The following is a 25882-nucleotide window of genomic DNA, read 5'->3' as shown; positions in this document are numbered from 1 at the left end:
GGTCTTTCGATAGTTTCGAAGCATCTTCCAGAGTTCTCACGAAGGTTACATTGTTGCACAAGTAATCAGAAGATGCATTCCAATACTGTATATCCAGCCAGTTCAATTTGTGTCATAATTAATCGTTTCTGCCGGTTGTCCTTCAAACAAACCAGGCATTCCGTGTATCTACCTACCGGGAAAGGTGAATGGATAAGATAGAAGTTCGGGGCGCCCGCACCCACAATCTCAAGAATATCAACCTCGTCATCCCTCGCGACAAACTGATCGTCGTGACCGGGCTTTCAGGCTCAGGCAAATCCTCCCTGGCTTTCGACACCCTGTATGCCGAAGGTCAGCGTCGTTACGTTGAATCGCTTTCTGCTTATGCGCGTCAGTTCCTGTCGCTGATGGAAAAGCCGGATGTCGACCATATCGAAGGGTTGTCGCCAGCTATCTCTATTGAGCAGAAGTCGACCTCCCATAACCCGCGCTCTACCGTCGGGACCATCACCGAAATCCATGACTACCTGCGTCTGCTGTATGCCCGCGTGGGTGAGCCGCGCTGCCCGGACCATGATGTCCCGCTGGCGGCTCAGACTGTCAGCCAGATGGTGGATAACGTGCTGGCGCAGCCGGAAGGCAAACGCCTGATGCTGCTGGCGCCAATCATCAAAGAGCGTAAAGGCGAGCACACCAAAACGCTGGAAAACCTGGCCAGCCAGGGTTATATCCGCGCCCGTATCGACGGGGAAGTGTGCGATCTCTCCGATCCGCCGAAGCTGGAGCTGCAGAAGAAACACACCATCGAGGTGGTGATCGACCGCTTTAAGGTGCGTGACGATCTGACCCAGCGCCTGGCTGAGTCGTTCGAAACCGCGCTGGATCTCTCCGGCGGTACGGCGGTGGTTGCCGACATGGACGACCCGAAAGCGGACGAGCTGCTCTTCTCTGCCAACTTCGCCTGCCCGATTTGCGGTTACAGCATGCGCGAGCTCGAACCGCGTCTGTTCTCGTTCAACAACCCGGCCGGCGCCTGCCCGACCTGTGACGGCCTCGGCGTGCAGCAATATTTCGATCCTGACCGGGTGATCCAGAACCCGGAGCTGTCCCTGGCAGGCGGCGCGATCCGCGGCTGGGATAAGCGTAACTTCTACTATTTCCAGATGCTGAAGTCGCTGGCTGAACACTATAAGTTCGACGTCGAAGCGCCGTGGGGCAGCCTGAGCCCAACCGTGCACAAAGTGATCCTGTTCGGCTCTGCGAAAGAGAACATTGAGTTCAAATACATGAACGATCGCGGCGATACCTCGGTGCGCCGTCATCCGTTCGAAGGCGTGCTGCACAACATGGAGCGCCGTTACAAAGAGACGGAATCCAGCGCGGTACGTGAAGAGCTGGCGAAGTTCATCAGCAACCGCTCCTGCGCCACCTGTGACGGCACCCGCCTGCGTCGCGAAGCGCGCCACGTGTATGTTGAAAACACGCCGCTGCCGACCATCTCGGACATGAGCATCGGCCATGCGATGGACTTCTTCAATAACCTGAAGCTCTCCGGACAGCGGGCGCAAATTGCCGAGAAAGTGCTGAAAGAGATCGGGGATCGCCTCAAGTTCCTGGTTAACGTCGGCCTGAACTACCTGACTCTTTCCCGCTCGGCTGAGACCCTGTCCGGCGGCGAAGCGCAGCGTATCCGTCTGGCGAGCCAGATCGGCGCGGGTCTCGTGGGGGTGATGTATGTACTGGATGAGCCGTCCATCGGCCTGCACCAGCGCGACAACGAACGCCTGCTCGGGACGCTGATCCACCTGCGTAACCTCGGCAACACGGTGATTGTGGTTGAGCACGACGAAGACGCCATCCGCGCGGCCGACCACGTGATCGACATCGGCCCGGGGGCTGGTGTCCACGGTGGCCAGGTGGTAGCAGAAGGGCCTCTGGACGCCATTATGGCGGTCCCGGAATCCCTGACCGGCCAGTACATGAGCGGTAAGCGTAAGATTGAAGTCCCGCAACAGCGTGTGCCCGCCAATCCGGAAAAAGTGCTGAAGCTTACCGGTGCTCGCGGCAACAACCTGAAAGACGTGACCCTGACCCTGCCGGTCGGCCTGTTCACCTGCATCACCGGGGTGTCGGGTTCCGGTAAATCAACGCTGATTAACGATACCCTGTTCCCGATTGCTCAGACCCAGCTGAATGGGGCAACCCTGGCTGAACCGGCGCCGTATCGCGAGATCCACGGCCTGGAGCACTTCGACAAGGTGATCGATATCGACCAGAGCCCGATCGGTCGTACGCCGCGTTCCAACCCGGCGACCTATACCGGCGTGTTTACGCCAGTACGTGAACTCTTTGCCGGCGTGCCGGAATCGCGTTCGCGCGGCTATACGCCGGGCCGTTTCAGCTTTAACGTTCGCGGCGGGCGCTGTGAAGCCTGTCAGGGCGATGGGGTGATCAAGGTCGAGATGCACTTCCTGCCGGACATTTACGTGCCGTGCGACCAGTGCAAAGGCAAACGCTATAACCGCGAAACGCTGGAGATTAAGTACAAGGGCAAGACCATCCACGAAGTGCTGGATATGACCATCGAAGAAGCGCGTGAGTTCTTTGATGCCGTTCCGGCGCTGGCGCGTAAGCTCCAGACCCTGATGGATGTTGGTCTGACCTACATTCGTCTGGGCCAGTCGGCGACCACCCTATCGGGCGGCGAGGCGCAGCGCGTTAAGCTGGCGCGTGAGCTCTCCAAACGCGGCACCGGTCAGACGCTGTACATTCTGGATGAGCCGACCACCGGTCTGCACTTTGCTGATATCCAGCAGTTACTTGACGTGCTGCATCAGCTGCGCGATCAGGGCAACACCATCGTGGTGATTGAGCACAACCTGGACGTGATTAAAACCGCGGACTGGATTGTGGATCTCGGTCCGGAAGGCGGCAGCGGCGGCGGCGAAATCCTGGTTTCCGGTACCCCGGAAACCGTTGCGGAGTGCGAAGCCTCGCACACGGCCCGCTTCCTTAAACCCCTTCTGAACTAGTCAGACTGACAACTGCTGCCGGGTCATCTCCGGCAGCAGTTCCACCGCCTGCTTGTAAGAGGCATCCACCAGATAGTAAATCTGCGAATCCGGTATCGATCCATCCAGGTAGACCGTGCTCCAGTGCGCCTTATTCAGGTGCTTGCTGGGACGCACGTCGGTGTGCTGCTGGCGCAGCAGATCCGCCAGTTCCGGGCTGGTTTTTAGCGCGGCCGCCGGACGTCCTTCCACATCTTTCACCATCGCAAACAGCACGTCTGCGACCTTAATCTGGGTTGCCTTCCAGTCGCTGTGCACGCTTTGCTCCGCACCCGGCTTATTCATGCAGTACTGAAGTATCTCCGAAATTGTCATCATTATTCCCCTTGTAGCGTCGCGATAATGGTGCGCGAACCGCCATGGATACGGTGTTCTCCCAGCCAGATCCCCTGCCAGGTGCCGAGCTGCACGCGGCCGTGATTGACCGGCAGCAGCAAAGAGACGCCCAGCAAAGAGGATTTAATATGGGAAGGCATGTCGTCTGGCCCCTCGTCATCATGTTCCCAACGGGCATCATCGGGAACGGATTTAAGAAAATGCTGCTCCATATCGGAACGGACGGTGGGATCGCAATTCTCGTTGAGGGTGAGAGAGGCTGACGTGTGTTGCAGTAACAGATGCAGTAAACCGACCTTGATGCGGGATAGATCGCGGATCTGTCCGAGGATCTCGTCCGTCACCAGGTGAAAACCTCGGGACCTGGCGCGCAGGGTCAGGGTTTGCTGATACCACATGTGCTGCTCCGTTCTACAGGATAATCACTCTAAGTGTGCAGCAATACGACGAAAGGTAAAACCCGTAGCGGGTAAATCTGCTTAAAAAAGCGTCTTTTCTGCCCCGATCAGGTACTCAGTATTCTGAATTGACGATCACCTCTTCGCCAAACGCCCCGGCCTGCGGCAGCGGTTTCCAGGTCGAGTTAGAGGCACGCAGCACCCGAATGCCTCTGGCCCCCGCCTCGCGAGCGGCAATGATGTCGCTGTCGGCATCGCCGTAGTAAATCTTGATCTGCTTCTGCTCCATCCATGAGGCTTTGTTGTTTCTGCCTGAGCTCTCACCGGCAAAAATAACCGGGTTCATGGCCGCGGCGGGGATCAGAAAGGCGTCCTGCAAGGCTTTGGTGACGGATTCGGTTTTAGTGGCATGCCGCCCGGTAATAAACCAGATCCTGTCGCCACGCTTAACGTGCATGGCAATCAGCGCGCGGGCCACCTCTTTCGGAATGCTGAACTCATCCCAGCCGTTGTTCATCTGCTGCCAGAAATCCGGGTTTTTCAGGTAATCGTCGCTGTCCGGCGACCAGCTCTTTTTACCCCGCCAGAAGCCCGGGCTGGAGAACAGCACGGTGTCATCAATATCAAATCCTACCGACATGGGCGCACGCCCCATCAGGCTGTTTTCAATCTGGGCCACGGACACCCAGTGGATTGGGGCCTGCTCGGCCAGCCTGGCGGCATTGGTGCCGGTGTAGAGCGGTGGAGGTGATGAGGGGCGCGCCACCGCCGGGTGGCTGAGTGAGAGCAATAAGCAGACAGCGCTGAGCGCCTGTGTGATCTTGCGCATATTTTCCCCTGAATATTCAAACCGTTATTTTTATTTTGAGCGGATGGTCAAAAACCACATCGAAAATAACCGTAGCCGCAGGGGATTGAAAGGGAATTTTTTATATAAGCCGTAATAAAAAGAGGGATATCACAACGCGGGGTTTTACCCATTCCGGCCCCCTCGCAAAAGAAGGAGGCCGTGAGTAAGTACTTACATTACAGCGGCAAAGGCCTGCGCTACGCGCTGAACATTGCTGCTGTTCAGGCCCGCCACGCACATGCGTCCGCTGGCAATCAGGTAGACACCAAACTCATCGCGCAGGCGATCCACCTGCTGCGCGCTGAAGCCGGTGTAGCTGAACATGCCGCGCTGCTGCAGCAGATAGTCGAAGCTGTGCCCCGGCACCGCCTCTTTCAGCACATCGACCAGCGTCTGACGCATGGAAAGGATACGGATACGCATCGCTTCCACTTCCGCCAGCCATTCGGCTTTGAGCTCGTCATCGCCCAGCACGGTCGCCACCACCTGCGCACCAAAGTTTGGCGGGCTGGAGTAGATACGACGCACGGTGGCTTTCAGCTGGCCCAGCACGCGTCCGGCGGCATCGTGATCTTCGCAGACCACCGACAGACCACCGACACGCTCGCCATACAGCGAGAAGATTTTGGAGAAGGAGTTGCTGACCAGCGCCGGCAGGCCTGCGCTGGCGATGGCGCGAATGGCGTAGGCGTCCTCTTCCATCCCGGCGCCAAAGCCCTGATAGGCAATGTCGAGGAATGGGATCAGGTTGCGGGCCTTCAGCACTTCAATCACCGCATCCCACTGATCGTTGGTCAGATCGGCACCGGTCGGGTTATGGCAGCACGGGTGCAGCAGCACGATACTGCGCTCCGGCAGGGTGCTCAGTTTTTCCAGCAACGCGCCAACGCGCACGCCGTTGGTCTGATCGTCAAACCATGGGTAGGTGTTAACCGTGAAACCCGCGCCTTCAAAGATAGCGACGTGGTTTTCCCAGGTCGGGTCGCTCACCCAGACAGCGGATTCCGGGAAATACTTGTGCAGGAAGTCGGCACCCACCTTCAGCGCGCCTGAGCCGCCCAGGGTCTGGATAGTGGCAACACGCTTTTCCACCAGCACCGGATGGTCTGCGCCAAACAGCAGCGGAGCAATGGTGTGACGATAGCTGTTCAGCCCTTCCATCGGCAGATAGAGCGACGCACCGTGCGGCGTGGCATTGAGACGTGCTTCGGCTTTGGCCACCGCCTGCAGCTGCGGAATAATGCCTGCTTCGTTGTAGTACAGACCGATACTGAGGTTAACTTTATCGCCCCGGGGATCTTCTTTGAAACGCTCCATTAAGGAGAGGATGGGGTCGCCAGCATAGGCGTCGACTTTCTGGAACACGCGATGGTTCTCCGGATAATAATGAGGCAGGGAATTCAACAATAAACCGGAAGCAGAAGAAGATCGAGAGGATGTTAAGGAAGATGGGGTGTGGGCGACAGAACCTGCTTTACTCCCTCTCCCAGGAGGGAGAGGGAAAGTCCGGATCAATCGAGGTAGTGCATCGCCACCCGCGACGTCAGTCGGGTAATAAGTTCGTAAGCACTCACTTTTGTAATTTCTGCAATCCGCTCCACGGGTAAACCTTCACCCCACAGGGTCACCGGATCGCCCGCTTTCTCCTGCGCCTCTGGCCCGAGGTCAACGCAGATCATGTCCATCGCCACGCGTCCGACGATGGTCACTTCCCGACCGTTCACCAGCACTGGCGTACCGGAGGGGGCAGCGCGCGGGTAGCCGTCGCCATAGCCCATCGCCACCACGCCCAGACGGGTGTCACGCTCGCTGACCCAGGTACCGCCGTAGCCTACCGGCTCCCCGGCTTTGTGCTCGCGCACCGCAATCAGGCTGGAGGTGAGCGACATCACCGGCTGAAAACCGAAGTCCGGCCCCCAGGGTTGGCCCTCCAGCGGCGAAACGCCGTACAGAATAATGCCCGGACGCGCCCAGTCGAAGTGGGACTGCGGCCACAGAAGAATACCGCCGGAGGCCGCGATCGAGCGCATCCCCGGCTTGCCTTCGCAGAAGGTGTTGAAGATATCGAGCTGCTGTTCGGTCGCGCCGCACTCGGGCTCGTCGGCCCGGGCGAAATGGCTGACGATATTGACCGGCTGGCGAACGTTCTGGCACTGGCTTAAGCGCTGATAAAAGGCCTCCGCCTGTTCCGGACGCACGCCCAGGCGGTGCATGCCGGTGTCGAGCTTCATCCACACGGTAACGGGCTCGCAGAGCACCGCGTTCTCCAGCGCCTCGAGCTGCTCCATGTTGTGCACGGCGGTATGCAGCTGTTTTGCGGCGATGGTCGGCAGGTCGGCACTATTAAAGAAGCCTTCGAGCAGCAGGATCGGCTGGGTGATGCCCCCCTCGCGCAGGCGCAGGGCTTCTTCGAGACGGGCGACGCCAAAGGCGTCGGCATCGGGGAGCGTTCGCGCGGTCTCGATCAGACCGTGTCCGTAAGCGTTCGCTTTCACGACTGCAACCAGTTTGCTGGCGGGAGCCAGTTCACGCAGGCGTTGCAGGTTGTGTCGCAGAGCGCGGCGGTTAATGACTACAGTTGCCGCTTGCATTTGAATTCCTTAGAAATCACTCATCATCATATTGCGGTCCCGCATAGTTGTCGAAGCGTGACCATTGGCCGTTAAAGGTCAGACGCACCGTACCGATTGGGCCGTTACGCTGCTTACCAATAATAATTTCTGCGATGCCTTTCAGGTCGCTGTTCTCGTGATAGACCTCATCACGGTAGATGAACATGATTAAGTCGGCATCCTGCTCGATGGAGCCCGATTCACGCAGATCGGAGTTGACCGGACGCTTGTCGGCACGCTGCTCCAGGGAGCGGTTAAGCTGCGACAGCGCCACCACCGGCACCTGCAACTCTTTCGCCAGTGCTTTCAGCGAGCGGGAGATTTCGGCAATTTCCAGGGTACGGTTGTCCGACAGCGATGGAACGCGCATCAGCTGGAGGTAGTCGATCATGATCAGGCCAATGCCGCCGTGCTCGCGGGCGATTCGGCGCGCGCGGGAGCGCACTTCCGTCGGCGTCAGGCCGGAGGAGTCATCGATATAGATGTTCCGTTTTTCCAGCAGAATACCCATGGTGCCGGAGATCCGCGCCCAGTCCTCGTCGTCCAGCTGGCCGGTACGAATGCGGGTCTGGTCCACGCGGGACAGCGACGCCAGAGAACGCATCATGATCTGGTCCGATGGCATCTCCAGACTGAAGATTAATACTGGTTTATCCTGCAACATCGCCGCGTTTTCGACGAGGTTCATCGCAAAGGTGGTTTTACCCATCGACGGACGTGCGGCGACGATGATCAGATCCGACGGCTGAAGACCGGCGGTCTTTTTATTCAGATCGTCATAGCCGGTGTTGACCCCGGTGACCCCGTCATGCGGCTGCTGGAACAGCTGTTCGATACGCGCAATGGTCGAATCGAGAACGTCGGCAATGTTCTTCGGCCCTTCGTCTTTATTGGCGCGGCTTTCGGCGATTTTAAACACCCGGGACTCGGCCAGATCGAGCAGTTCGTCGCTGTTACGCCCCTGCGGATCAAAACCAGCTTCGGCAATCTCATTGGCGACGGAGATCATGTCACGCACCACCGCACGTTCGCGTACGATATCAGCGTAGGCGCTGATGTTCGCCGCACTTGGCGTGTTTTTCGATAATTCGGCCAGATAGGCGAAGCCGCCAACGGTCTCCAGTTGCCCCTGACGCTCCAGCGATTCCGCGAGGGTGATCAGATCGATAGGGCTGCCCGACTCCTGCAGACGCGCCATCTCGGTAAAGATATGGCGGTGCGGGCGGGTATAGAAGTCGTCGGTGACGACGCGCTCGGCAACGTCGTCCCAGCGCTCGTTATCCAGCATTAAACCGCCCAACACCGACTGTTCCGCTTCAATCGAGTGCGGCGGGACTTTTAACCCGGCTAACTGCGGATCGCGTTCACGGGGTTCAGTCTGTTTGTTGAAGGGTTTGTTTCCTGCCATAGTGAATGGAGTTACCGAGATAGAGAGTGGGTCGAAAGATTACCATATTTTCTAATTCTAATGGAGGGAGCATGGCAACGCGTATTGAATTTCATAAGCACGGCGGCCCGGAGGTTTTGCGGGCGGTAGAGTTTACGCCCGCCGCGCCAGGCGAGCAGGAAATCCAGGTCGAAAACAAAGCCATTGGCATTAACTACATTGACACCTATATCCGCGGGGGCCTCTATCCGCCTCCGGCCCTGCCAAGCGGGCTGGGTACCGAGGCGGCCGGTGTAGTGGTGAAAGTAGGCAGCGCCGTTAAGCATATAAAAGAGGGCGACCGCGTGGTGTATGCGCAATCTGCCCTTGGCGCCTACAGCTCGGTTCACAACGTCCCGGCGGATAAAGCCGCCATTCTGCCGGACGCCATCTCCTTCGAGCAGGCCGCCGCCTCCTTCCTGAAAGGGCTGACGGTCTTTTATCTGTTGCGCAAAACCTATGAGATCAAGCCTGACGAACAGTTCCTGTTCCACGCGGCCGCAGGCGGCGTCGGGCTGATTGCCTGCCAGTGGGCAAAAGCGCTGGGGGCCAAGCTGATCGGCACCGTTGGCAATGCGCAAAAGGCGCAGCGCGCGCTGCAGGCAGGTGCCTGGCAGGTAATTAACTACCGCGAAGAGAGCATCGTTGAGCGGGTGAAAGAGATCACCGGCGGTAAAAAGGTGCGCGTGGTGTATGACTCGGTGGGCAAAGATACCTGGGAAGCCTCGCTGGACTGTCTGCAGCGCCGTGGCCTGATGGTCAGCTTCGGCAACGCCTCCGGCCCGGTGACCGGCGTCAATCTGGGCATTCTTAACCAGAAAGGTTCGCTGTTTGCCACCCGTCCTTCGTTGCAGGGTTACGTCACTAATCATGACGAACTGGTCGAGGCCAGCAACGAGCTGTTCTCGTTGATTGCCAGCGGGGTGATTAAGGTGGATGTGGCAGAAGCGCAGAGGTATCCGCTGGCTGATGCGCAACGCGCGCATGAGGTGCTGGAGAGTCGGGCGACGCAGGGTTCGAGTTTACTGATCCCCTAAAAAGAAATTGGGCTTCCCGAAGGAAGCCCTTTTCTTTTCTTTTTTTAGTTCGGCTGTATGTAGGGTACAGCGCGATGAATTCTTTAACGGCGGCAATAGTGACAGATTCGATAAGTAAATCCTATTCCGTTCTAAGCAATGCTGCCGTAAAAGTTGCAAGGATGTGACGAACCACTCAATACCTTAGTAACGAAAGCGGTTATTGCGCTGATAGCGTGGGATTTTTGGCGATTTAATCGCCCGTATCGCCCACACCACCGCCACGGCCAGCAGCAACCACGGCAGCAGTTTCAGCATCAGGGCAAACAGTCCGCCGATAAACATCACCACGGTGGCGACCACCAGCGCGGCAATGATCCCCAGCAGCGAGACGCCGGTTGCCATCAACATGACAAAAAATCCAATCACAAAAAGTAGTTCCAGCATGGCTCTCTCCCGAAATGCATCACAACGATACGCTAATTAATACCATTACAAGATCCGTGCCAAAACATAACCAATTGAATTAAAAGCAAAACGCCCGGCGATATTGCGCCGGGCGTGGTGAATTTGACGAAGTTTTAGTGAAAATTATCGCTTGTCTGCCACCAGACGCAGCGCCTGCTCCAGCACTTCAATATCGGCACCGGCTTTATGAGCATTTTCACTCAGGTAACGGCGCCACTGGCGCGCGCCCGGGATCCCCTGGAACAGACCCAGCATGTGGCGGGTCACGTGGCCCAGATAGGTACCGTCGCTCAGCTCGCGTTCAATGTAGGGATACATCGCCCGCACCACTGCCACCGGATCGCGATCGGCGCTGTCCACACCGAAGATCTCACGATCTACCGCCGCCAGCACGCCCGGGTTCTGGTACGCCTCGCGCCCCACCATCACGCCATCCATATGCTGTAAATGCGCTTTGGCCTCCTCAAGGGACTTAATGCCGCCGTTGATCGACATCGTCAGCTGCGGGAAATCACGCTTCAGCTGATAAACGCGGGGGTAGTCCAGAGGCGGGATCTCCCGGTTCTCTTTCGGGCTCAGGCCAGAGAGCCAGGCTTTACGGGCGTGGATGATAAACATCTCGCACTCGCCCTTGCCGGCCACCGTGCCGATGAAGTCGCAGAGAAATTCGTAGCTGTCCTGATCGTCGATGCCGATACGGGTTTTGACCGTCACCGGAATGGAGACCACATCGCGCATCGCTTTCACGCAGTCGGCCACCAGTTGCGCATTGCCCATCAGGCAGGCACCGAACATACCGTTCTGCACGCGATCGGAAGGGCAGCCGACGTTGAGGTTGATCTCGTCGTAGCCGCGCGCCTCTGCCAGCTTCGCGCAGTGCGCCAGCGCGGCCGGATCGCTGCCGCCGAGCTGCAACGCCACCGGATGCTCCTCTTCGCTGAAGGCGAGGTAGTCGCCCTTGCCATGAATAATCGCCCCGGTGGTCACCATCTCGGTATAGAGCAGAGTATGGCGCGACAGCAGGCGCAGGAAGTAGCGGCAGTGTCTGTCTGTCCAGTCGAGCATCGGCGCGATGGAGAAACGGTGCGGCGGGAATTCAGCAGATTTCTCAGGTATCACGCTGGTTTTCAACGCGTTTATAGACTCTTTGATATGATGCATTTTTAAACTTTTTTTGGCGTATTTCTAATTCCTCAGTACACCAAACAGTACACCGCATAAGGAGTGTACTCAGATACAGAGGTCGACGAAAATAGGGCTTACTATAACATAGTCAACCGCCCTCACAGGGAAGGGACTAGATGGTTTTAAGCTGATTGATAATAAAAGGGTTGGTCTGTAACAACAGCAAGAGTTTTCGCGGTGCGCCAGTAGGCTGCCGCCGTTTTGTCTCCCAGCTTCTTACAAGGTCATAGCTGACGCCGACGGCCGCCGCGAAATCCTGCTGTTTTAACCCAGTCGCCTCTCGAATTGCCTTAACATCAATCGGGCTAAACGTATGAACGTGCTCCGGCTGTGGCGTCTGTTCACCCTTTTCAATTCTTACCATTTCTTCTGCACTGGCCAGCAGATCGGCAAATAATTCATCTTTCATCTGTACCTCATTGCCCTCGTTGACACCGTACCGGGCCTTATTCTTCGCCCATATGGGAGTTACAGAACCTCGGGGCTATGCCAGCATATCGGATAACTGCTTGAGTACTTTCTTTTGCTCTTCAGTTAAATCATCCTGCTCATTTTTTGGATAAACCAGAGCCAGATAAATTCGCCCTTTACGCGTCACATTATAGTAAATCACCCGCACGCCACCGCGTTTTCCCATTCCCGGGCGACTCCAGCGGATCTTCCGAAATCCCCCGTCCCTGCGATAGTGTCTCCGGCTTCAGGGTCTTCAATCAATGCCTCCTGAAAGGCCCGAAACTCGTCATCTGGCAGAAGCGCCCGGCGCTGTTTACTAAAACCCTGCAGTTCAATAAAAGTAAACATCTCGCTCCCTGAGGTTACTTAATTCTTATAGCACCTTAAGTGTACCCCGTACATTATTCAAGTTATTTAATGTACCCGGTACATATTTACAGAAAGAACATTGATATGAGAAAGCGTTAACCCTCTGATAAAAAATCAGATCGCCTCCGGATCCGGTCAGAACCGCACGCTGAATTGCGCCCCGGCACCCCAGGTTTCATCTTCCCCGACAATGCCGGTAAGATCGAAATGCACGGTGTTAAACGGGGCGAAACCGAAACCGCCGGTGAAGACGTTGCTGTCGTTGCCCTTCACGTCCCCACGAAAACCGCCGCGCACCGCCAGCCAGCCGAGCAGGGACACCTCCGCCCCCACCCCGATATACTGCGAGTTTTCTTCGCTCCTGAAGCCCCGGGTTTCGGTCAGATCGCCATCGGCGCTGAGGGTGATAAGACCGGTATGCCAGGCCACGCCTGCCGTGACAAGGGGCCGGATTTGGTAGGTGTCCTGATAACTCACCTCTTCCCCAGTGCGCCCGTTGAGAATGCGGATATCGTTGGTATCAATGTCACGTGAGAACAGGTTCTGCCCGCTGAGGCCCACTGTCCAGTTTTCACCAAAGTCGACCGCCACGCCGACATCAACGTTAAAACTGGTGTCGTCATTCCGGTAGCGGCTGCTGTTAAAGTCGCTGCTGTCGTAGGTATAGATGGAGGTGGTGTAGTTGTAGAGCCAGGTTTGCTGCAGCTTTGGCGTCACGCCGACCGAAACAGGCAGACCGTTGAACTCAAACTGGCGGGCCACCGCCACGCCGTAGTCAGAGACGATCGCCGCCCTGCCCAGGGCGACAGAGTTAAGGTTGCGGGTAATCACATCGCTGCCGTTTCGCGCCGCCCCCAGCGCCATCTGGTTGGTCATCCCTGCATTGCCCTGCAACCTGCGCAGGAACGCAATATCTTGCGGATCGATCTCCGAACTGACGCGCGCATGGGCATTGGCCTTAGCGACAAACGCCAGCGACAGCCCCGAGCCCGGAATACTGACGGCTATTCCTGCCCCGGCGTTGCCGTGGGCGGTTTTGCCCTCGAGGAACTCCAGCTGATCGGCCAGACTGCCTGCTGCGCCCTGAAGATCGCTGAGCGTCCCCTGAGGATCGGCCAGGATCTGCGCCACGGTGAGATCGTCGATCATCTCCCGATCGGCGCGGATCTCATCGCTGATTTCATCGATCTTGTCCTGCAGATTGTCTTTATCGCTGATTTGCGCCCCGACCGAGGGAAATATTATGGCGACATCATCCTCTGCTTGCGATTTTGCCAACAGGGCCGGGTTAATCAGCACCCCGCTGCTATAATGCGCCGCCGCAACGCCCGTCCCACCCATGGCATCGCCGCGTGCTTCCGTCCAGTTATTTGCTGCTCCAGCGTGATTAGGCAAAAGAAAAGCGGTGGCAATTCCCGCCACAGAAAGTTTGAATTTAATTTTCACAGGACACCTGACTTATTGTGGGTGAATAAACCCCGGCGGCTAAATACCGCGCAGGGGCATACGTCCTTTGTGAAAAAAGTATGAGAAGCCGAATTTATCTAAACTTTAGTATTAGATTAAGTTATTGATTTCCTTATTTCTTTAATATGTATAGAACAAGAAATTACTTTTGCCCTGGTTTTCCATCATGAGGACCAAAAAATTGCGGCGGATGATCTATCCAGCGATCTTCGCGCGTGGCGGCATATACCGCATTCAGCGGATAATAAATACGGTTATATTTTTTATTCGCTTCTCCCACAACTAATAACCGTACCTCTTCACTGGTGTTATTAATAAAGGTGTGGCAGACCCCTGTCCCGGCAGGAAAACCGACGCTGTCCCCCGGCTCCAGTTTCCATAAATAACCGTTGATCCAGGCTTCGGGATAACCTTCGAGCACAAAGATGAACTCTTCTTCGTCGCTTTCGGCATGCGGGTACGAAGTACGGCGCCCGGGCGGAAGGCGCTCATGATGGATACCGAGGCGGCCCAGCCCCAGTGCTCGGGCCAGCGGTGCGCCAATGGAGAAACGCTCTGTGCTGTCGGGATAGGTTGAATTGTCAGCGCCTTCTACTTCGCGCCAGTGCCGAATACAGTCAGGTCTTTTCATCTTTTCATCCCCTGTGGTTTTTCGTCAGGGTAGCACACCCGGGGGATCTCGGCGTTTAGGCCAGAACATGGTAAACTGGCGGTTTGTTATTCCACGTTATTCGAGGTGCAAAATGGAAACGACCACAATGCAGGCACTGTTAGCGCAAGCCGAAAAGCTGTGCGCGCAACGCAATGTGCGCCTGACTCCGCAGCGCCTTGAAGTGTTGCGTCTGCTGAGCCTGCAAAACGGGGCCATCAGCGCCTACGACCTGCTCGACCTGCTGCGCGAAAGCGAGCCGCAGGCTAAACCGCCTACCGTCTATCGGGCGCTCGATTTTTTACTCGAGCAGGGTTTTGTACATAAGGTGGAATCGACCAACAGCTACGTGCTGTGCCATCTGTTCGATCAGCCGACTCACACCTCAGCGATGTTTATCTGTGACCGCTGTGGCAGCGTGAAGGAAGAAGGCGCTGAAGGGGTGGAAGATATCATGCATACCCTGGCAGCGAAGATGGGGTTTGCTCTGCGCCACAACGTGATTGAAGCGCACGGTCTGTGCCGCAACTGCGTGGAAGTGGAAGCCTGTCGCCATCAGGAAGATTGTCAGCACGATCACTCTATCCAGCTGAAGAAAAAGCCGCGCTGAGGGCAAAAAAACGGGCGACCTGAAAGGTCGCCCTGGGCGTACATCCGTGTACCTGCGGGTATAGGTTAATTACCAGCGATAGTTGTTACGGGTTTCCCAGTCACCAACTTCTTTCTCCGCCTGGTCTTTCTCATAACCATAGCGTTCCTGGATTTTACCCACCAGCTGGTCACGTTTACCTTCAATGACGGTCATATCGTCATCAGTCAGATCGCCCCACTGTTCTTTTACTTTACCTTTAAATTGCTTCCAGTTACCGCCGACTTGGTCTTTATTCATCATCGATTCCTCTTCGTTCGGTCGTTAAGGTTAAGTTCGTCCTAAAATACGTTTCGTGCTGGACGTGATAATAATTATAGATAAGCCTGCGGCGTTAGGTTTGTTATTCGGAATCTTTTACCATTTGGCCAAGCGAAGCCGCTACAGAAACCAGGTTCCGTTGCGCCAGTGCCGGTGCCAAATCCACGCCAGAGAGAGCCCACGCAGGGCCAGGAACACGCTCAAAGCCAGCCACAGACCGTGATTACCCAGCCACGGTAGGGTGAACAGCGTCAGGCCAAACCCGGCGGCCGCCACGGCCATGCTGTTGCGCATCTCTGCTCCGCGGGTTGCGCCGATAAACATGCCATCCAGCAAATAGCACCAGACGCCCACCACCGGTAACACCACCTGCCAGATAAGATAGTGGCTCGCCAGCGCGCGCAGCTCGGGTAGCGAGGTCAGCAGGGCAATGATGTTGTCGCCTGCCAGGGCATAGATGAGCGCAAAGGCCAGCGCCACCAGGCCGGACTGACGGCAGGCCGCCCGCCACACTTCCCGCAGTTGACCGCTTTCCCGGGCACCATAGGCCTGCCCGGAGTGCGCTTCGACCGCATAGGCGAAGCCATCCAGGGCGTAGGCGGTAAAGGTCAGCAGGGTCATCAGCACGGCGTTGACGGCGATAATCTCCGGCCCCAGCCGCGCACCCATTACCGTCAGCGCCCCGAAACAGAGTTGCAGCAGCAGCGAGCGCAGCATGATGTCGCGATTGAGGGCCAGCAGCTTGCGGATATTGCCCCGCCAGCTTGCCTTCAGCAACGCCAGCGAAATACCGCGCAGGGCCAGCACCCGCCACACCATCCACAGGCCGATCGCCAGGGTGGCATATTCTGCGATAGCGGTCGCCAGGGCCGCGCCCTGCACGTTCATCTGCAAACCCATCACCAGCCAGAGATCCAGCACGATATTGAGCAGGTTACCCACCACCAGCAGGATCACCGGCGCCCGGGCATACTGAACGCCCAACAGCCAGCCCAGCAGGACCAGGTTAGCCAGCGATGCCGGGGCGCTGAGCCAGCGTATTTCAAGGAAGCGTCGCGCCTGATGGAGAACGGCCTCGCTGCCACCGACGATATGCAGGGCCAGATCGATAAGTGGCGTGCGCAACAGCACAATCAATAATCCGGCACCCAGAGCCAGGATCAGCGGCTGTACCAACGCCCGGGCCAGACGCAGCGGATCTTTCGCGCCATAGGCCTGGGCGGTAAGCCCGGTGGTGCTCATGCGCAAGAAGAGCAGCAGCATAAACAGGAAGCTGGTTGCCGTCGCGCCGATGGCGACACCGCCCAGATAGATGGGCGAATCGAGATGACCAATTACTGCCGTATCCACCAGCCCAAGCAGAGGGACGCTGATATTGGAGACGATCATAGGAAGTGCAAGACGCCACAACGCCTTATCGGAAGCAGTCAGGAGAGACATGAGAATGTTCGCCGGAAGCAGAAGAAGCAGAAGAAGCAGACTGCGACAGGGCCGCAGTCTGTCAGAAAGCAGTTATAACCACTCACCGTTGCGGATGACGCCAACCGCCAGGCCTTCGATGGAGAAGTTATTTTCACGCAGGTCGACAACAATCGGGGAAAACTCACTGTTTTCCGGCAGCAGTTGTACGGTATTGCCCTGCTTTTTCAGGCGCTTAACGGTCACTTCGTCGTCGATACGCGCCACAACCACCTGGCCGTTACGCACGTCCTGCGTTTTATGCACCGCCAGCAGATCGCCGTCGAGAATACCGATGTCTTTCATCGACATGCCGCTTACGCGCAGCAGAAAATCTGCGCTCGGTTTAAACATGCCAGGATCGACCTGATAGTGGCCTTCGATATGCTGTTGCGCCAGCAGCGGTTCACCAGCGGCGACGCGACCGACGAGCGGAAGGCCCTCTTCGGCTTCAATCAGCAGACGAATACCGCGAGACGCACCGGAGACAATCTCAAGCACACCCTTGCGCGCCAGTGCCTTAAGGTGCTCTTCAGCGGCGTTTGGAGAACGGAAGCCCAGACGCTGCGCGATTTCTGCACGCGTCGGCGGCATACCCGTCTGGCTGATATGATCCCGAATGAGATCAAACACCTCTTGCTGCCTGGTCGTTAACGCTTTCATTCCGCCCCCTGGGTGTATATACAGTTATGCTGTGAGTATATACAGCTAAAGGTGATTTTGGAACCACAAACCGCATAAAAAACCAGAGACTTGTTCGGTTTCTGAAGGCTTATCGTAAATGTCCCCAAAGCAGCGTGACCCAGGTAAACAACGCAACGATAATCGCCATCAGCACCGCGGCAGAGCCCATATCTTTCGCCCGGCCCGAGAGCTCGTGAAAATCAGTGCCAATGCGGTCGACTACCGCCTCGATCGCACTGTTCAGAATTTCGACTATCATCACCAACATCACCGAGCCAATCAGCAATACGCGGGTGATAGGATCAACATCCAGCCAGCAGGCAATAATAATCGCCACGGCGACCGCAACCCCCTCCTGGCGAAATGCGGCTTCATTGATCCAGGCAGCACGGATGCCTTTCCATGAATAACCGGCAGCTTTAATGATTCGGGTTAACCCAGTGGTATTATTGGCCATTAAAAGAAACCTTTCTTCGAAAATAGCGTCAGAAACGGTGGCTTAAGCGCTATGCGCCGCCCCCGGAAGTATGACGGGTAACAACAGAAATCTTGCGCGCTTTCTGTTATCCTTGCGCCGCAATTGCATTTTTAACCAGAGGCTTTACATCGTTTATGTCTGGCTGGCCACGAATTTACTACAAATTACTTAATTTACCATTAAGCGTCCTGGTAAAAAGCAAGTCTATCCCGGCGGTTCCCACGCTGGAATTAGGACTCGATACCTCGCGTCCTATTATGTATGTGTTGCCTTATAACTCGAAGGCAGACTTGCTGACGCTGCGCGCCCAATGCCTGGCGCACGATCTTCCCGATCCGCTGGAGCCGCTGGAGATCGACGGCACCCTGCTGCCGCGCTACATCTTTATCCACGGTGGCCCTCGTGTGTTCACCTGGTACACGCCGAAAGAAGAGTCGATCAAGCTGTTCCACGACTACCTCGATCTGCACCGCAGCAACCCGCTGCTGGACGTGCAGATGGTCCCCGTGTCGGTGATGTTTGGCCGTCGTCCGGGGCGCGATAAGGGCGAAGAGAATCCGCCGTTGCGCATGCTCAATGGGGTGCAGAAGTTTTTCGCCGTCAACTGGCTGGGCCGCGACAGCTTTGTCCGTTTTTCGCCGTCAGTCTCACTGCGCCGGATGGCCGATGAGCACGGCACGGATAAGACCATCGCCCAGAAGCTGGCCCGCGTGGCGCGTATGCACTTTGCCCGTCAGCGTCTGGCTGCGGTAGGCCCACGCCTGCCCGCGCGTCAGGATCTGTTTAATAAGCTGCTGGCCTCAAAAGCCATTGCCCGCGCCGTTGAAGACGAAGCGCGCAGCAAAAAAATCTCCCATGAGAAGGCGCAGCAAAACGCCATCGCCCTGATGGAAGAGATTGCGGCTAACTTCTCCTACGAGATGATCCGCCTTAGCGACCGTATCCTGAGCTTTACCTGGAACCGGCTCTATCAGGGGATTAACGTGCACAACGCCGAGCGTGTGCGCCAGCTTGCCCACGACGGCCATGAGATTGTCTATGTGCCCTGCCACCGCAGCCACATGGACTACCTGCTGCTCTCGTACGTGCTCTATCACCAGGGGCTGGTGCCGCCGCACATTGCTGCGGGGATCAACCTCAACTTCTGGCCGGCAGGCCCGATCTTCCGCCGTCTGGGTGCGTTCTTTATTCGCCGTACCTTTAAAGGCAATAAGCTCTACTCGACGGTGTTCCGTGAGTATCTGGGCGAGCTGTTCAGCCGTGGCTACTCGGTGGAATATTTCGTGGAGGGTGGCCGTTCCCGTACCGGGCGTTTGCTCGATCCGAAGACCGGCACCCTGTCGATGACCATTCAGGCGATGCTGCGTGGCGGTACGCGTCCAATCACCCTGGTGCCGATTTACATTGGTTACGAGCACGTGATGGAAGTGGGTACCTACGCCAAAGAGCTGCGCGGCGCCACCAAAGAGAAAGAGAGCCTGCTGCAGATGCTGCGTGGTCTGAGCAAGCTGCGTAACCTCGGTCAGGGGTATGTCAACTTCGGTGAACCGATGCCGCTGATGACCTACCTGAACAACCGGGTACCGGAGTGGCGCGAGTCTATCGATCCGATCGAAGCGGTACGTCCGGCCTGGCTGACGCCAACGGTGAATGCCATTGCTGCCGATCTGATGGTGCGTATTAACAACGCCGGGGCGGCTAACGCCATGAACCTGTGTTCTACCGCCCTGCTGGGCTCTCGCCAGCGCTCGCTCACCCGCGAACAGCTGCTCGAGCAGCTCGACTGCTACCTGAACCTGTTGCGCAACGTGCCGTACGCGGAAGATGCCACGGTGCCGACCGCCAGCGCCAACGAGTTGCTCGAGCACGCGCTGCAGATGAACAAGTTCGAGGTCGAGAAGGACACCATCGGCGATATCATCATTCTGCCGCGCGAGCAGGCGGTACTGATGACCTACTACCGCAACAACATTGCGCATATGCTGATGCTGCCTTCGCTGATGGCGGCCATCATCACCCAGCATCGCCAGATCACCCGTCAGGCGCTGCTGGAGCATGTGACTGCCCTCTACCCGATGCTGAAAGCCGAGCTGTTCCTGCGCTGGGACAACGACGAGCTGGCAGAGGTGCTGGATAAGCAGATTGAAGAGCTGACCCGCCAGGAGCTGATTTCGCAGAGAGATGACATTCTGCTGATCAATCCGTCCCGGGCACGCACGCTGCAGCTGCTGGCGGCGGGGGCACGCGAAACCGTGCAGCGCTACGCCATTACCTTCTGGCTGCTGAGCGCCAACCCGTCGATCAACCGCGGGACGCTGGAGAAAGAGAGCCGCACCCTGGCACAGCGCCTGTCGATGCTGCACGGCATCAACGCGCCGGAGTTCTTCGATAAAGCGGTGTTCAGTTCGCTGGTGTTGACGCTACGCGACGAGGGCTATATCAGCGACAGCGGTGATGCCGAGCCGGCCGAGACGATGAAGGTGTACCAGATGTTGGCGGACCTGATTACCTCAGACGTGCGCTTAACGATTGAGAGCGCGACGCAGGGCGAGTAGTGCGTAAAAAAGCCGGGTGGCGCTCACGCTTACCCGGCCTACGATTCGGCACAATATGTAGGCCGGGTAAGGCGAAGCCGCCACCCGGCTTTTTTTACGCCAGGTAACTCACCGCCAGCCCCAGGAACAGCACCAGACCGACGTAGTTATTGTTCAGAAACGCTTTAAAACAGGCTTCGCGCTCGCGGTTGGCGATAAGTTTCTGCTGGTAGATAAACAGCACGCCTGCCGCCGCGACTGCCGCGTAAAACGCCCCGTTCAGCTGGTTCAGGTAACCAATTGCCACCATTAGCCCCAGCACGGCCACCTGCAAAAGCCCGATGATCAGCTTGTCCTGCCGACCAAACAGAATGGCAGTGGATTTGATGCCGATTTTCAGATCATCATCCCGATCGACCATCGCGTATTGCGTATCGTAGGCCACCGCCCAGAGGATGTTGGCCAGGAACATCAGCCAGCAGCTCAAGGGTACGCTCTCGCTGACGGCGGCAAAGGCCATCGGGATCGACCAGCCAAAAGCGGCGCCCAGCACCACCTGCGGCAGATGGGTATAGCGCTTCATAAACGGGTAGACCCAGGCCAGAGCCAGTGCTGCCACGGAGAGCAGGATGGTCATGGTATTCAGGGTTAACACCAGCAGGAACGACAGCAGGACCAGCACCACAAACAGCGTGCGCGCCTCTTTCTCGGTGACATCGCCGCTCGGCAGCGGGCGATTAGCGGTGCGTTTTACATGGCCATCAAACTTACGGTCGGCATAGTCGTTGACGACACAGCCTGCCGCACGCATCAACCAGACGCCCGCCACAAACACCGCCAGGATCCACAGCGGCGGCAGCCCGGGGGTCGCCACCCATAGCGCCCACAGCGTCGGCCACAGCAGCAGCAGCGCCCCGATCGGCTTGTCGGTTCGCATCAGACGGTGGTACGCCAGCAGCTTGTTCTGCGTCAGACTCCACTCCATTTTATCTTCCTCTTAGTACAACGGCGACGCCGGTAAAAACAGCTCGGTCAGCATCAAGGGTTTACCACTCAGGCGCAGGCGGGAACGACGTCCTAATAGCCCGGCATCGCGACCAATCTCAATAAAATCACGGGTAAGCTCGGAGGAGGTGAACAGATAACGTCCCAGCGGGGTTTTGCCCATCTGCTGCAGCGCCAGCTCCGGCCCGGTAAGAGTAGATTCCGGCACCACGGTGCGCCCGGCCAGCCACGGCTCGCCGTCGGCGCAGAGCAGGATCTCCCGCAGCCAGTAGCGGGCCTCTTTCGGCAGCAACGGCAGTTCATCCGCTACCGCGTCAGGCGTGACGAATCCTTCCTGAATAAGGGTCACGGTGACCTTTTTGCCCTGCTGCTCAAAACGTTTGGTCATGGAATCTTCCAGCAGCAGCCAGTCGAGCTGCTCCGGTTCCAGCGCAGGGATTTCGTCAAAATAACGCAGCGCGCGCAGTTGCGTTAGCGCGGGGTGTGACATGCCAGACTCTCCGATACATAACGTGAAGCTATTGTATCGCAGAAACGCGGAATGGGGGCGGGCAAACGTGAACTAGCGAACATTATCGCAACAGAGATGCAACAGCGGCAGACCGTGCAAAAAAAGTGCGCCCGTAAGGGCGCACCAAACTACTGACAAAATCAGCACTGTGGGGAGACGGTCACCCCTTGCCTTTTACACTGCTGATAAAGGTGGAACGGGCAGTGGTCGAGCCTAAACGCTCGGCTTCATCAAGGAGTTTCAGCGCCTTGTCGACGTCGCCTTTAGCAACTGCCTGTTTAATCGCCTGATTGAAGTAGGTTTCGGTGTCGTTAAGCACCGGCTCGCTCTTCTTCGCGGCAACCGGGGCAGCGACTGGGGCAGCAGCGGTAGCCGGTGCAGCGACTGGCGCGGCATAGACCGGAGCTGGCGCTGCGGTGTTACCCACCGTGACCGGACCCGGGCCGGAAGAGCCAAACAGCGGGCCGACCAGCACGCTGGAGGCGTTGTTGGTCGAGACTTTCAGCTTCAGCTCACCCTCGGTAACGTGGCGGGCAAGCGGGTCCGGAATATCCGGTACGGCGTTGCCGGTGCCTTTGGCATAGGCTTTTGCCGGGTTGAGAAGTTTGGTGGTTTGCTGCAGATCTTTATCGGTAGTAAACACCAGCACATAGAGTTTTTGCTGACCCAGCGCTGGCGTCAGGCGCATGACCCCTTCCAGGCGGTCCGCGCTCATCACGCCCGGCTCCTGGTAGGTGAAGTATTCGCTCGGGAAGTAAGCCGATGGCGTCAGGTTCTGATCCAGAATCAGCACGTTCGGGGCAAATACGCTGGTTTGTTTATTGACAATACTGGTCAGCGTGAGGGTGATTTCACCGATATTTGCAGGCACGCTGTAGGCGGCCACCGGGCCGGCGATCCCCGGCACATTCAGCGACTGACCGCCGGTAGAGAGCTGGGTGGTCTGGGTTTTAGACTGGTCGACAGGCGTCCAGACCAGCTGTTGCAGCGCGGCGGCCGGAACAGCAGGCGCGGCGCTGGTGTTTTGCGGAACAAAATTGACGTTCGCCAGGGTGATGGCGGGAGCACTTGCCAGCAACCCTGCAGAGAGGCACAGCGCGACGAGACTTTTCTTCATTTTCATTGTTATTACCTCAGATAGCATAAGCACTGCGGTGGCCAGGCAATAGCGCGCAGGACTCTATGAAGAGAGGGGCTTGCGCCCCTCTTTTAGGTCAATACATCAGAGACTACGTCTTACCACCAGATTTCCATCTGGGCACCGAAGGTCCACTCATCGTTGTCGCCGCGGCTGAAGGTCTTCGCGGAGGTGTCGTTATACGCTACGCCAGAGGAGTAACCGGTATCGCCATTGTTAGCGTAACCCCATTTCTCATCCCACTTGGCGTAGGTTGCGAAGACACGGATAGCCGGACGAGACCAGATGCTGTCGCCAGCCTGCCACTGTTGTGCCAGGGTGATTTTGTACTGGTTGTTGTTGTCTTCAGTACGCTGGGATTTCACGTTGTCATAGCCAACTTCCAGCAGGGTGGACATGATTGGTGTCCATTTGTACATAGGACGAATACCGACGGTCCACCACTCGGTACCGTTGTTGTTGTCCAGATCGATATTCTGGTACATACCGACGTACATCAGATCCCACTGGTCTGCCAGGGTGATGGCACCGTGGTCGAGAACGCGGATCAGAGAACCGTTGTTGTTCAGGCCAGCACCCTGCGGAATACCTTTCCCGTTGGAGGTCATGGAATCCGTTGCGTACTGCAGCACAAACTTGTTGAAGCCTTTCAACATGCTCTGGGTATGTTCAGCGGTGAACATCCAGCCATCTTTAGAGGCGCCAGGCTGCAGGTAGTAGTCGTCTGGAATGTTGGTGTGACCGTAGTCAACGCCCAGCTCCAGGGTACCGCCTGGGTTGATTTCCATACCGGCTAAACGAACGTCGAAGACATCGTTCGGCACGATATTGTCGTAAATACGGTTGCCATCAGTATCGAAGTCAGCGAACGCAGAAGAGCCGCCGGATTCAGAAGAACGGGTCGCTGCCAGAGAGAGTTTACCGAAGCCCAGATCGATGTTTTCGATACCCGCACCAGGACCAGAGATATCCCAGTAGTAGAAGTCGATCATGTGAACGTCATGACGCTGATAGAAGCGCTTACCGGCCCAGATGGTGGAGCCTGGCAGCCATTCAATCAGGTTTTTACCCTGCACGTTTGCTTCACGGAATGCCGGGTCAGTGGCTTCCCAGTCATTACGCTGAGAAACGGAATACGCTACGTTGGTGTCGAAATAGAAGCTCTTGTCGCCCTCTTTCCACACTTCCTGGCCCAGTTTAATCTCGGCATAGGTTTCACATTCGTTACCAAGACGGTATTTACTTTGTGCACCTGTTGCCTGGAAACACTGCTGTTCGCCACCACTCCCGGTCCAGCCAATGCCAGAACGAGCATAACCTTTAAAGTCTACAGCGCCGGCCTGGGCAGACAGGATGCCTGCCGCAATGGCGACCGCCAGAGGGACTTTGCGCAGAGTAATCATTGTTCTATCTCCTGAGATCATTGCTTTTCTTTGAACACTTCACCTGATGGTTTCGTGCTTATTATTGGGGTTACTTAAACGCCGGGCTCCTGATGCAGCCGACGACATGCAGTGCCATCTTCCCGGAAGAGATGGCAGCGCTCTGGCGGCAAGCCGATAGCGAATGTGGCACCCTCTTTTACCAACACCACGTCATTCTGGCGGTACACCAGGTTCTGACGAATGGCGGGGATCTGGATATGAATCTGTGTTTCGTGACCAAGTTGCTCAACCACCTGAACCTCGCCTTCAAGCGTCACATCGGCGATGTGGCTCGGCAGCAGGTGCTCAGGACGGATCCCGAGGGACATGTTGGCCCCGACGTTGACGTTTGCGCTGTCGACCGGTAACCACACCTGCTGGCGGTTCGGCAGTTCAACCTGAACCTGTTCAATGGCGGTGGCGGTGACTTTGACCGGCAGGAAGTTCATCTTTGGCGAGCCAATAAAGCCCGCAACAAAGCGGTCTGCCGGGTAGTGATAGAGTTCCAGCGGTTTGCCCACCTGCGCCACGCGGCCGGCATCCAGCACCACAATCTTGTCGGCCAGAGTCATCGCTTCGACCTGATCGTGGGTGACGTAAATCATGGTGCGGCCCAGACGCTTGTGCAGGCGGGAGATTTCAATACGCATCTGCACCCGCAGTGCGGCGTCGAGGTTCGACAGCGGCTCATCGAGCAGGAACACGCGCGGTTCCGCCACCAGCGTACGGCCAATCGCCACACGCTGACGTTGACCACCGGAGAGTGCCTTCGGCTTACGCTCCAGCAGGTGCGCCAGCTGAAGCACTTCGGCGACCTGAGTCACGCGCTGGTTGATGACCTCTTTTTTGGCGCCGGCCAGCTTCAGGCCGAACGACATGTTCTCGGCAACGGAGAGATGGGGATAGAGCGCATAGGACTGGAAGACCATCCCGACGCCACGTTCCGCAGGCGGGATATCGTTCATCCGGGTATCGCCAATCATCAAATCACCGCTGGTGATGGTTTCCAGACCGGCAATCATGCGCAGCAGCGTCGATTTACCGCAGCCTGACGGGCCAACAAAAACCACGAATTCGCCTTCCTGGATATCGAGGTTGATATCTTTTGACACCACCACGTCACCCCAGGCTTTCGTTACGTTACGCAGTTCTACGCTCGCCATGCCCTACTCCCTTCGTTACAACCTGTCGCCGACAGAAACATTCAAGATAAGTTCACTATGGGGTATCACGCGGCGTCGCAAATCCTCCACCCCCAGCCTTTTTTATGGGGGAGGAGGCGGGAGGATGAGAGAGAGGACTCCGCCAGCGCGACCGGGGGGCTGAGGCTAAATTCGTGATGTCACTGGCAAAATTCACCGTACTTTTATGTGCGCTGGGACACATAACTTAAATTTATGCAACGCAGATCACATAAAGCGGGGGTGGGGCGTAGGGGACAGGAGGATGGAAAGAGGA

At 57.1% G+C, this 25882-nt stretch carries 24 protein-coding genes and 1 pseudogene; 4 read left to right on the top strand and 21 right to left on the bottom strand.

The window, feature by feature from the left end; translation table 11 throughout:
• Nucleotides 1–188: 188 nt before the first annotated feature.
• Nucleotides 189–3014, top strand: coding sequence for an excinuclease ABC subunit UvrA (uvrA, locus tag SOM40_RS01330; RefSeq protein ID WP_106993940.1), 2826 nt, complete (start codon nt 189–191; stop codon nt 3012–3014).
• Here the strand turns inward: uvrA and SOM40_RS01325 are convergent, their stop codons facing one another.
• The 6 genes from SOM40_RS01325 to dnaB form a co-directional block, all read right to left on the bottom strand.
• Nucleotides 3015–3368, bottom strand: a complete 354-nt coding sequence (locus SOM40_RS01325; RefSeq protein WP_106993939.1) for an MmcQ/YjbR family DNA-binding protein — start codon at nt 3366–3368, stop codon at nt 3015–3017. It abuts the gene before it with no gap.
• Nucleotides 3369–3370: 2 nt separating this feature from the next.
• Nucleotides 3371–3787 (bottom strand): secondary thiamine-phosphate synthase enzyme YjbQ, encoded by a 417-nt coding sequence (locus SOM40_RS01320; protein WP_320529806.1) that lies wholly within the window; start codon nt 3785–3787, stop codon nt 3371–3373.
• A gap of 115 nt (nt 3788–3902) precedes the next feature.
• Complete coding sequence (gene aphA / locus SOM40_RS01315; RefSeq protein ID WP_225759798.1) at nt 3903–4616, bottom strand: acid phosphatase AphA; 714 nt, start codon at nt 4614–4616, stop codon at nt 3903–3905.
• Between the two features lie 192 nt (nt 4617–4808).
• Nucleotides 4809–6002 (bottom strand): aromatic amino acid transaminase, encoded by a 1194-nt coding sequence (tyrB, locus tag SOM40_RS01310; protein WP_106993936.1) that lies wholly within the window; start codon nt 6000–6002, stop codon nt 4809–4811.
• Between the two features lie 146 nt (nt 6003–6148).
• Nucleotides 6149–7228, bottom strand: coding sequence for an alanine racemase (gene alr, locus SOM40_RS01305; RefSeq protein ID WP_320529805.1), 1080 nt, complete (start codon nt 7226–7228; stop codon nt 6149–6151).
• Nucleotides 7229–7244: 16 nt separating this feature from the next.
• Entirely contained in the window at nt 7245–8657 is a 1413-nt protein-coding gene (dnaB, locus tag SOM40_RS01300; protein WP_106993934.1) for a replicative DNA helicase, read from the bottom strand.
• 71 nt (nt 8658–8728) lie between these two features.
• On the opposite strand from dnaB, the gene SOM40_RS01295 reads away from it, so the two are divergent.
• Nucleotides 8729–9712, top strand: coding sequence for a quinone oxidoreductase (locus tag SOM40_RS01295; protein WP_225759800.1), 984 nt, complete (start codon nt 8729–8731; stop codon nt 9710–9712).
• A gap of 183 nt (nt 9713–9895) precedes the next feature.
• On the opposite strand, the gene pspG is transcribed toward SOM40_RS01295, so the two are convergent.
• The 6 genes and pseudogenes from pspG to SOM40_RS01265 form a co-directional block, all read right to left on the bottom strand.
• On the bottom strand, nt 9896–10138 hold the full coding sequence (gene pspG, locus SOM40_RS01290) for an envelope stress response protein PspG (RefSeq protein WP_106993932.1): 243 nt from the start codon (nt 10136–10138) through the stop codon (nt 9896–9898).
• 144 nt (nt 10139–10282) lie between these two features.
• Entirely contained in the window at nt 10283–11320 is a 1038-nt protein-coding gene (gene dusA, locus SOM40_RS01285) for a tRNA dihydrouridine(20/20a) synthase DusA (protein WP_320529804.1), read from the bottom strand.
• 136 nt (nt 11321–11456) lie between these two features.
• Nucleotides 11457–11753, bottom strand: a complete 297-nt coding sequence (gene nadS / locus SOM40_RS01280) for a NadS family protein (protein WP_262672020.1) — start codon at nt 11751–11753, stop codon at nt 11457–11459.
• 75 nt (nt 11754–11828) lie between these two features.
• Nucleotides 11829–12145, bottom strand: a pseudogene (locus tag SOM40_RS01275) (type II toxin-antitoxin system RelE/ParE family toxin).
• Between the two features lie 156 nt (nt 12146–12301).
• On the bottom strand, nt 12302–13612 hold the full coding sequence (locus SOM40_RS01270) for a conjugal transfer protein TraF (RefSeq protein ID WP_320529803.1): 1311 nt from the start codon (nt 13610–13612) through the stop codon (nt 12302–12304).
• A 163-nt stretch (nt 13613–13775) separates the two neighbouring features.
• On the bottom strand, nt 13776–14264 hold the full coding sequence (locus tag SOM40_RS01265) for a cupin domain-containing protein (RefSeq protein WP_106993929.1): 489 nt from the start codon (nt 14262–14264) through the stop codon (nt 13776–13778).
• A 112-nt stretch (nt 14265–14376) separates the two neighbouring features.
• On the opposite strand from SOM40_RS01265, the gene zur reads away from it, so the two are divergent.
• Nucleotides 14377–14892 carry a zinc uptake transcriptional repressor Zur gene (gene zur / locus SOM40_RS01260; protein ID WP_032615974.1) on the top strand — a complete coding sequence of 172 codons (516 nt, stop codon included), beginning with the start codon at nt 14377–14379 and terminating at the stop codon, nt 14890–14892.
• A gap of 69 nt (nt 14893–14961) precedes the next feature.
• Here the strand turns inward: zur and SOM40_RS01255 are convergent, their stop codons facing one another.
• The 4 genes from SOM40_RS01255 to SOM40_RS01240 form a co-directional block, all read right to left on the bottom strand.
• Entirely contained in the window at nt 14962–15171 is a 210-nt protein-coding gene (locus SOM40_RS01255; protein WP_032615972.1) for a CsbD family protein, read from the bottom strand.
• A 141-nt stretch (nt 15172–15312) separates the two neighbouring features.
• Nucleotides 15313–16632: an MATE family efflux transporter DinF gene (dinF, locus tag SOM40_RS01250; RefSeq protein ID WP_320529802.1), complete on the bottom strand. Its 1320-nt coding sequence runs from the start codon at nt 16630–16632 to the stop codon at nt 15313–15315.
• Between the two features lie 72 nt (nt 16633–16704).
• Nucleotides 16705–17313 (bottom strand): transcriptional repressor LexA, encoded by a 609-nt coding sequence (lexA, locus tag SOM40_RS01245; protein WP_106993927.1) that lies wholly within the window; start codon nt 17311–17313, stop codon nt 16705–16707.
• 109 nt (nt 17314–17422) lie between these two features.
• Nucleotides 17423–17791, bottom strand: coding sequence for a diacylglycerol kinase (locus SOM40_RS01240; RefSeq protein ID WP_106993926.1), 369 nt, complete (start codon nt 17789–17791; stop codon nt 17423–17425).
• A gap of 155 nt (nt 17792–17946) precedes the next feature.
• Here SOM40_RS01240 and plsB point away from each other — a divergent pair, with 155 nt between their 5' ends.
• Complete coding sequence (plsB, locus tag SOM40_RS01235) at nt 17947–20367, top strand: glycerol-3-phosphate 1-O-acyltransferase PlsB (RefSeq protein ID WP_261644514.1); 2421 nt, start codon at nt 17947–17949, stop codon at nt 20365–20367.
• 94 nt (nt 20368–20461) lie between these two features.
• Here plsB and ubiA read toward each other — a convergent pair whose 3' ends face one another.
• From ubiA to malK, 5 genes are all read right to left on the bottom strand, one after another.
• Nucleotides 20462–21331, bottom strand: coding sequence for a 4-hydroxybenzoate octaprenyltransferase (gene ubiA / locus SOM40_RS01230; RefSeq protein ID WP_320529801.1), 870 nt, complete (start codon nt 21329–21331; stop codon nt 20462–20464).
• 12 nt (nt 21332–21343) lie between these two features.
• On the bottom strand, nt 21344–21841 hold the full coding sequence (ubiC, locus tag SOM40_RS01225; RefSeq protein WP_106993923.1) for a chorismate lyase: 498 nt from the start codon (nt 21839–21841) through the stop codon (nt 21344–21346).
• A gap of 181 nt (nt 21842–22022) precedes the next feature.
• Nucleotides 22023–22985: a maltose operon protein MalM gene (gene malM, locus SOM40_RS01220; RefSeq protein ID WP_312079813.1), complete on the bottom strand. Its 963-nt coding sequence runs from the start codon at nt 22983–22985 to the stop codon at nt 22023–22025.
• A gap of 113 nt (nt 22986–23098) precedes the next feature.
• Nucleotides 23099–24403, bottom strand: a complete 1305-nt coding sequence (locus SOM40_RS01215; RefSeq protein WP_225759802.1) for a maltoporin — start codon at nt 24401–24403, stop codon at nt 23099–23101.
• A gap of 74 nt (nt 24404–24477) precedes the next feature.
• A complete protein-coding gene (gene malK / locus SOM40_RS01210; protein WP_106993920.1) occupies nt 24478–25587 on the bottom strand; it encodes a maltose/maltodextrin ABC transporter ATP-binding protein MalK in 1110 nt (369 codons plus the stop codon).
• Nucleotides 25588–25882 lie beyond the last annotated feature (295 nt).

It is taken from the genome of Leclercia sp. CFBP8987 (genome assembly GCF_034044995.2).
GTDB classification, from domain to species: Bacteria; Pseudomonadota; Gammaproteobacteria; order Enterobacterales; family Enterobacteriaceae; genus Enterobacter; species Enterobacter tamurae.
Note: the sequence above shows the minus strand (reverse complement) of the source record. Positions and strands in the feature narration are given on the sequence as shown.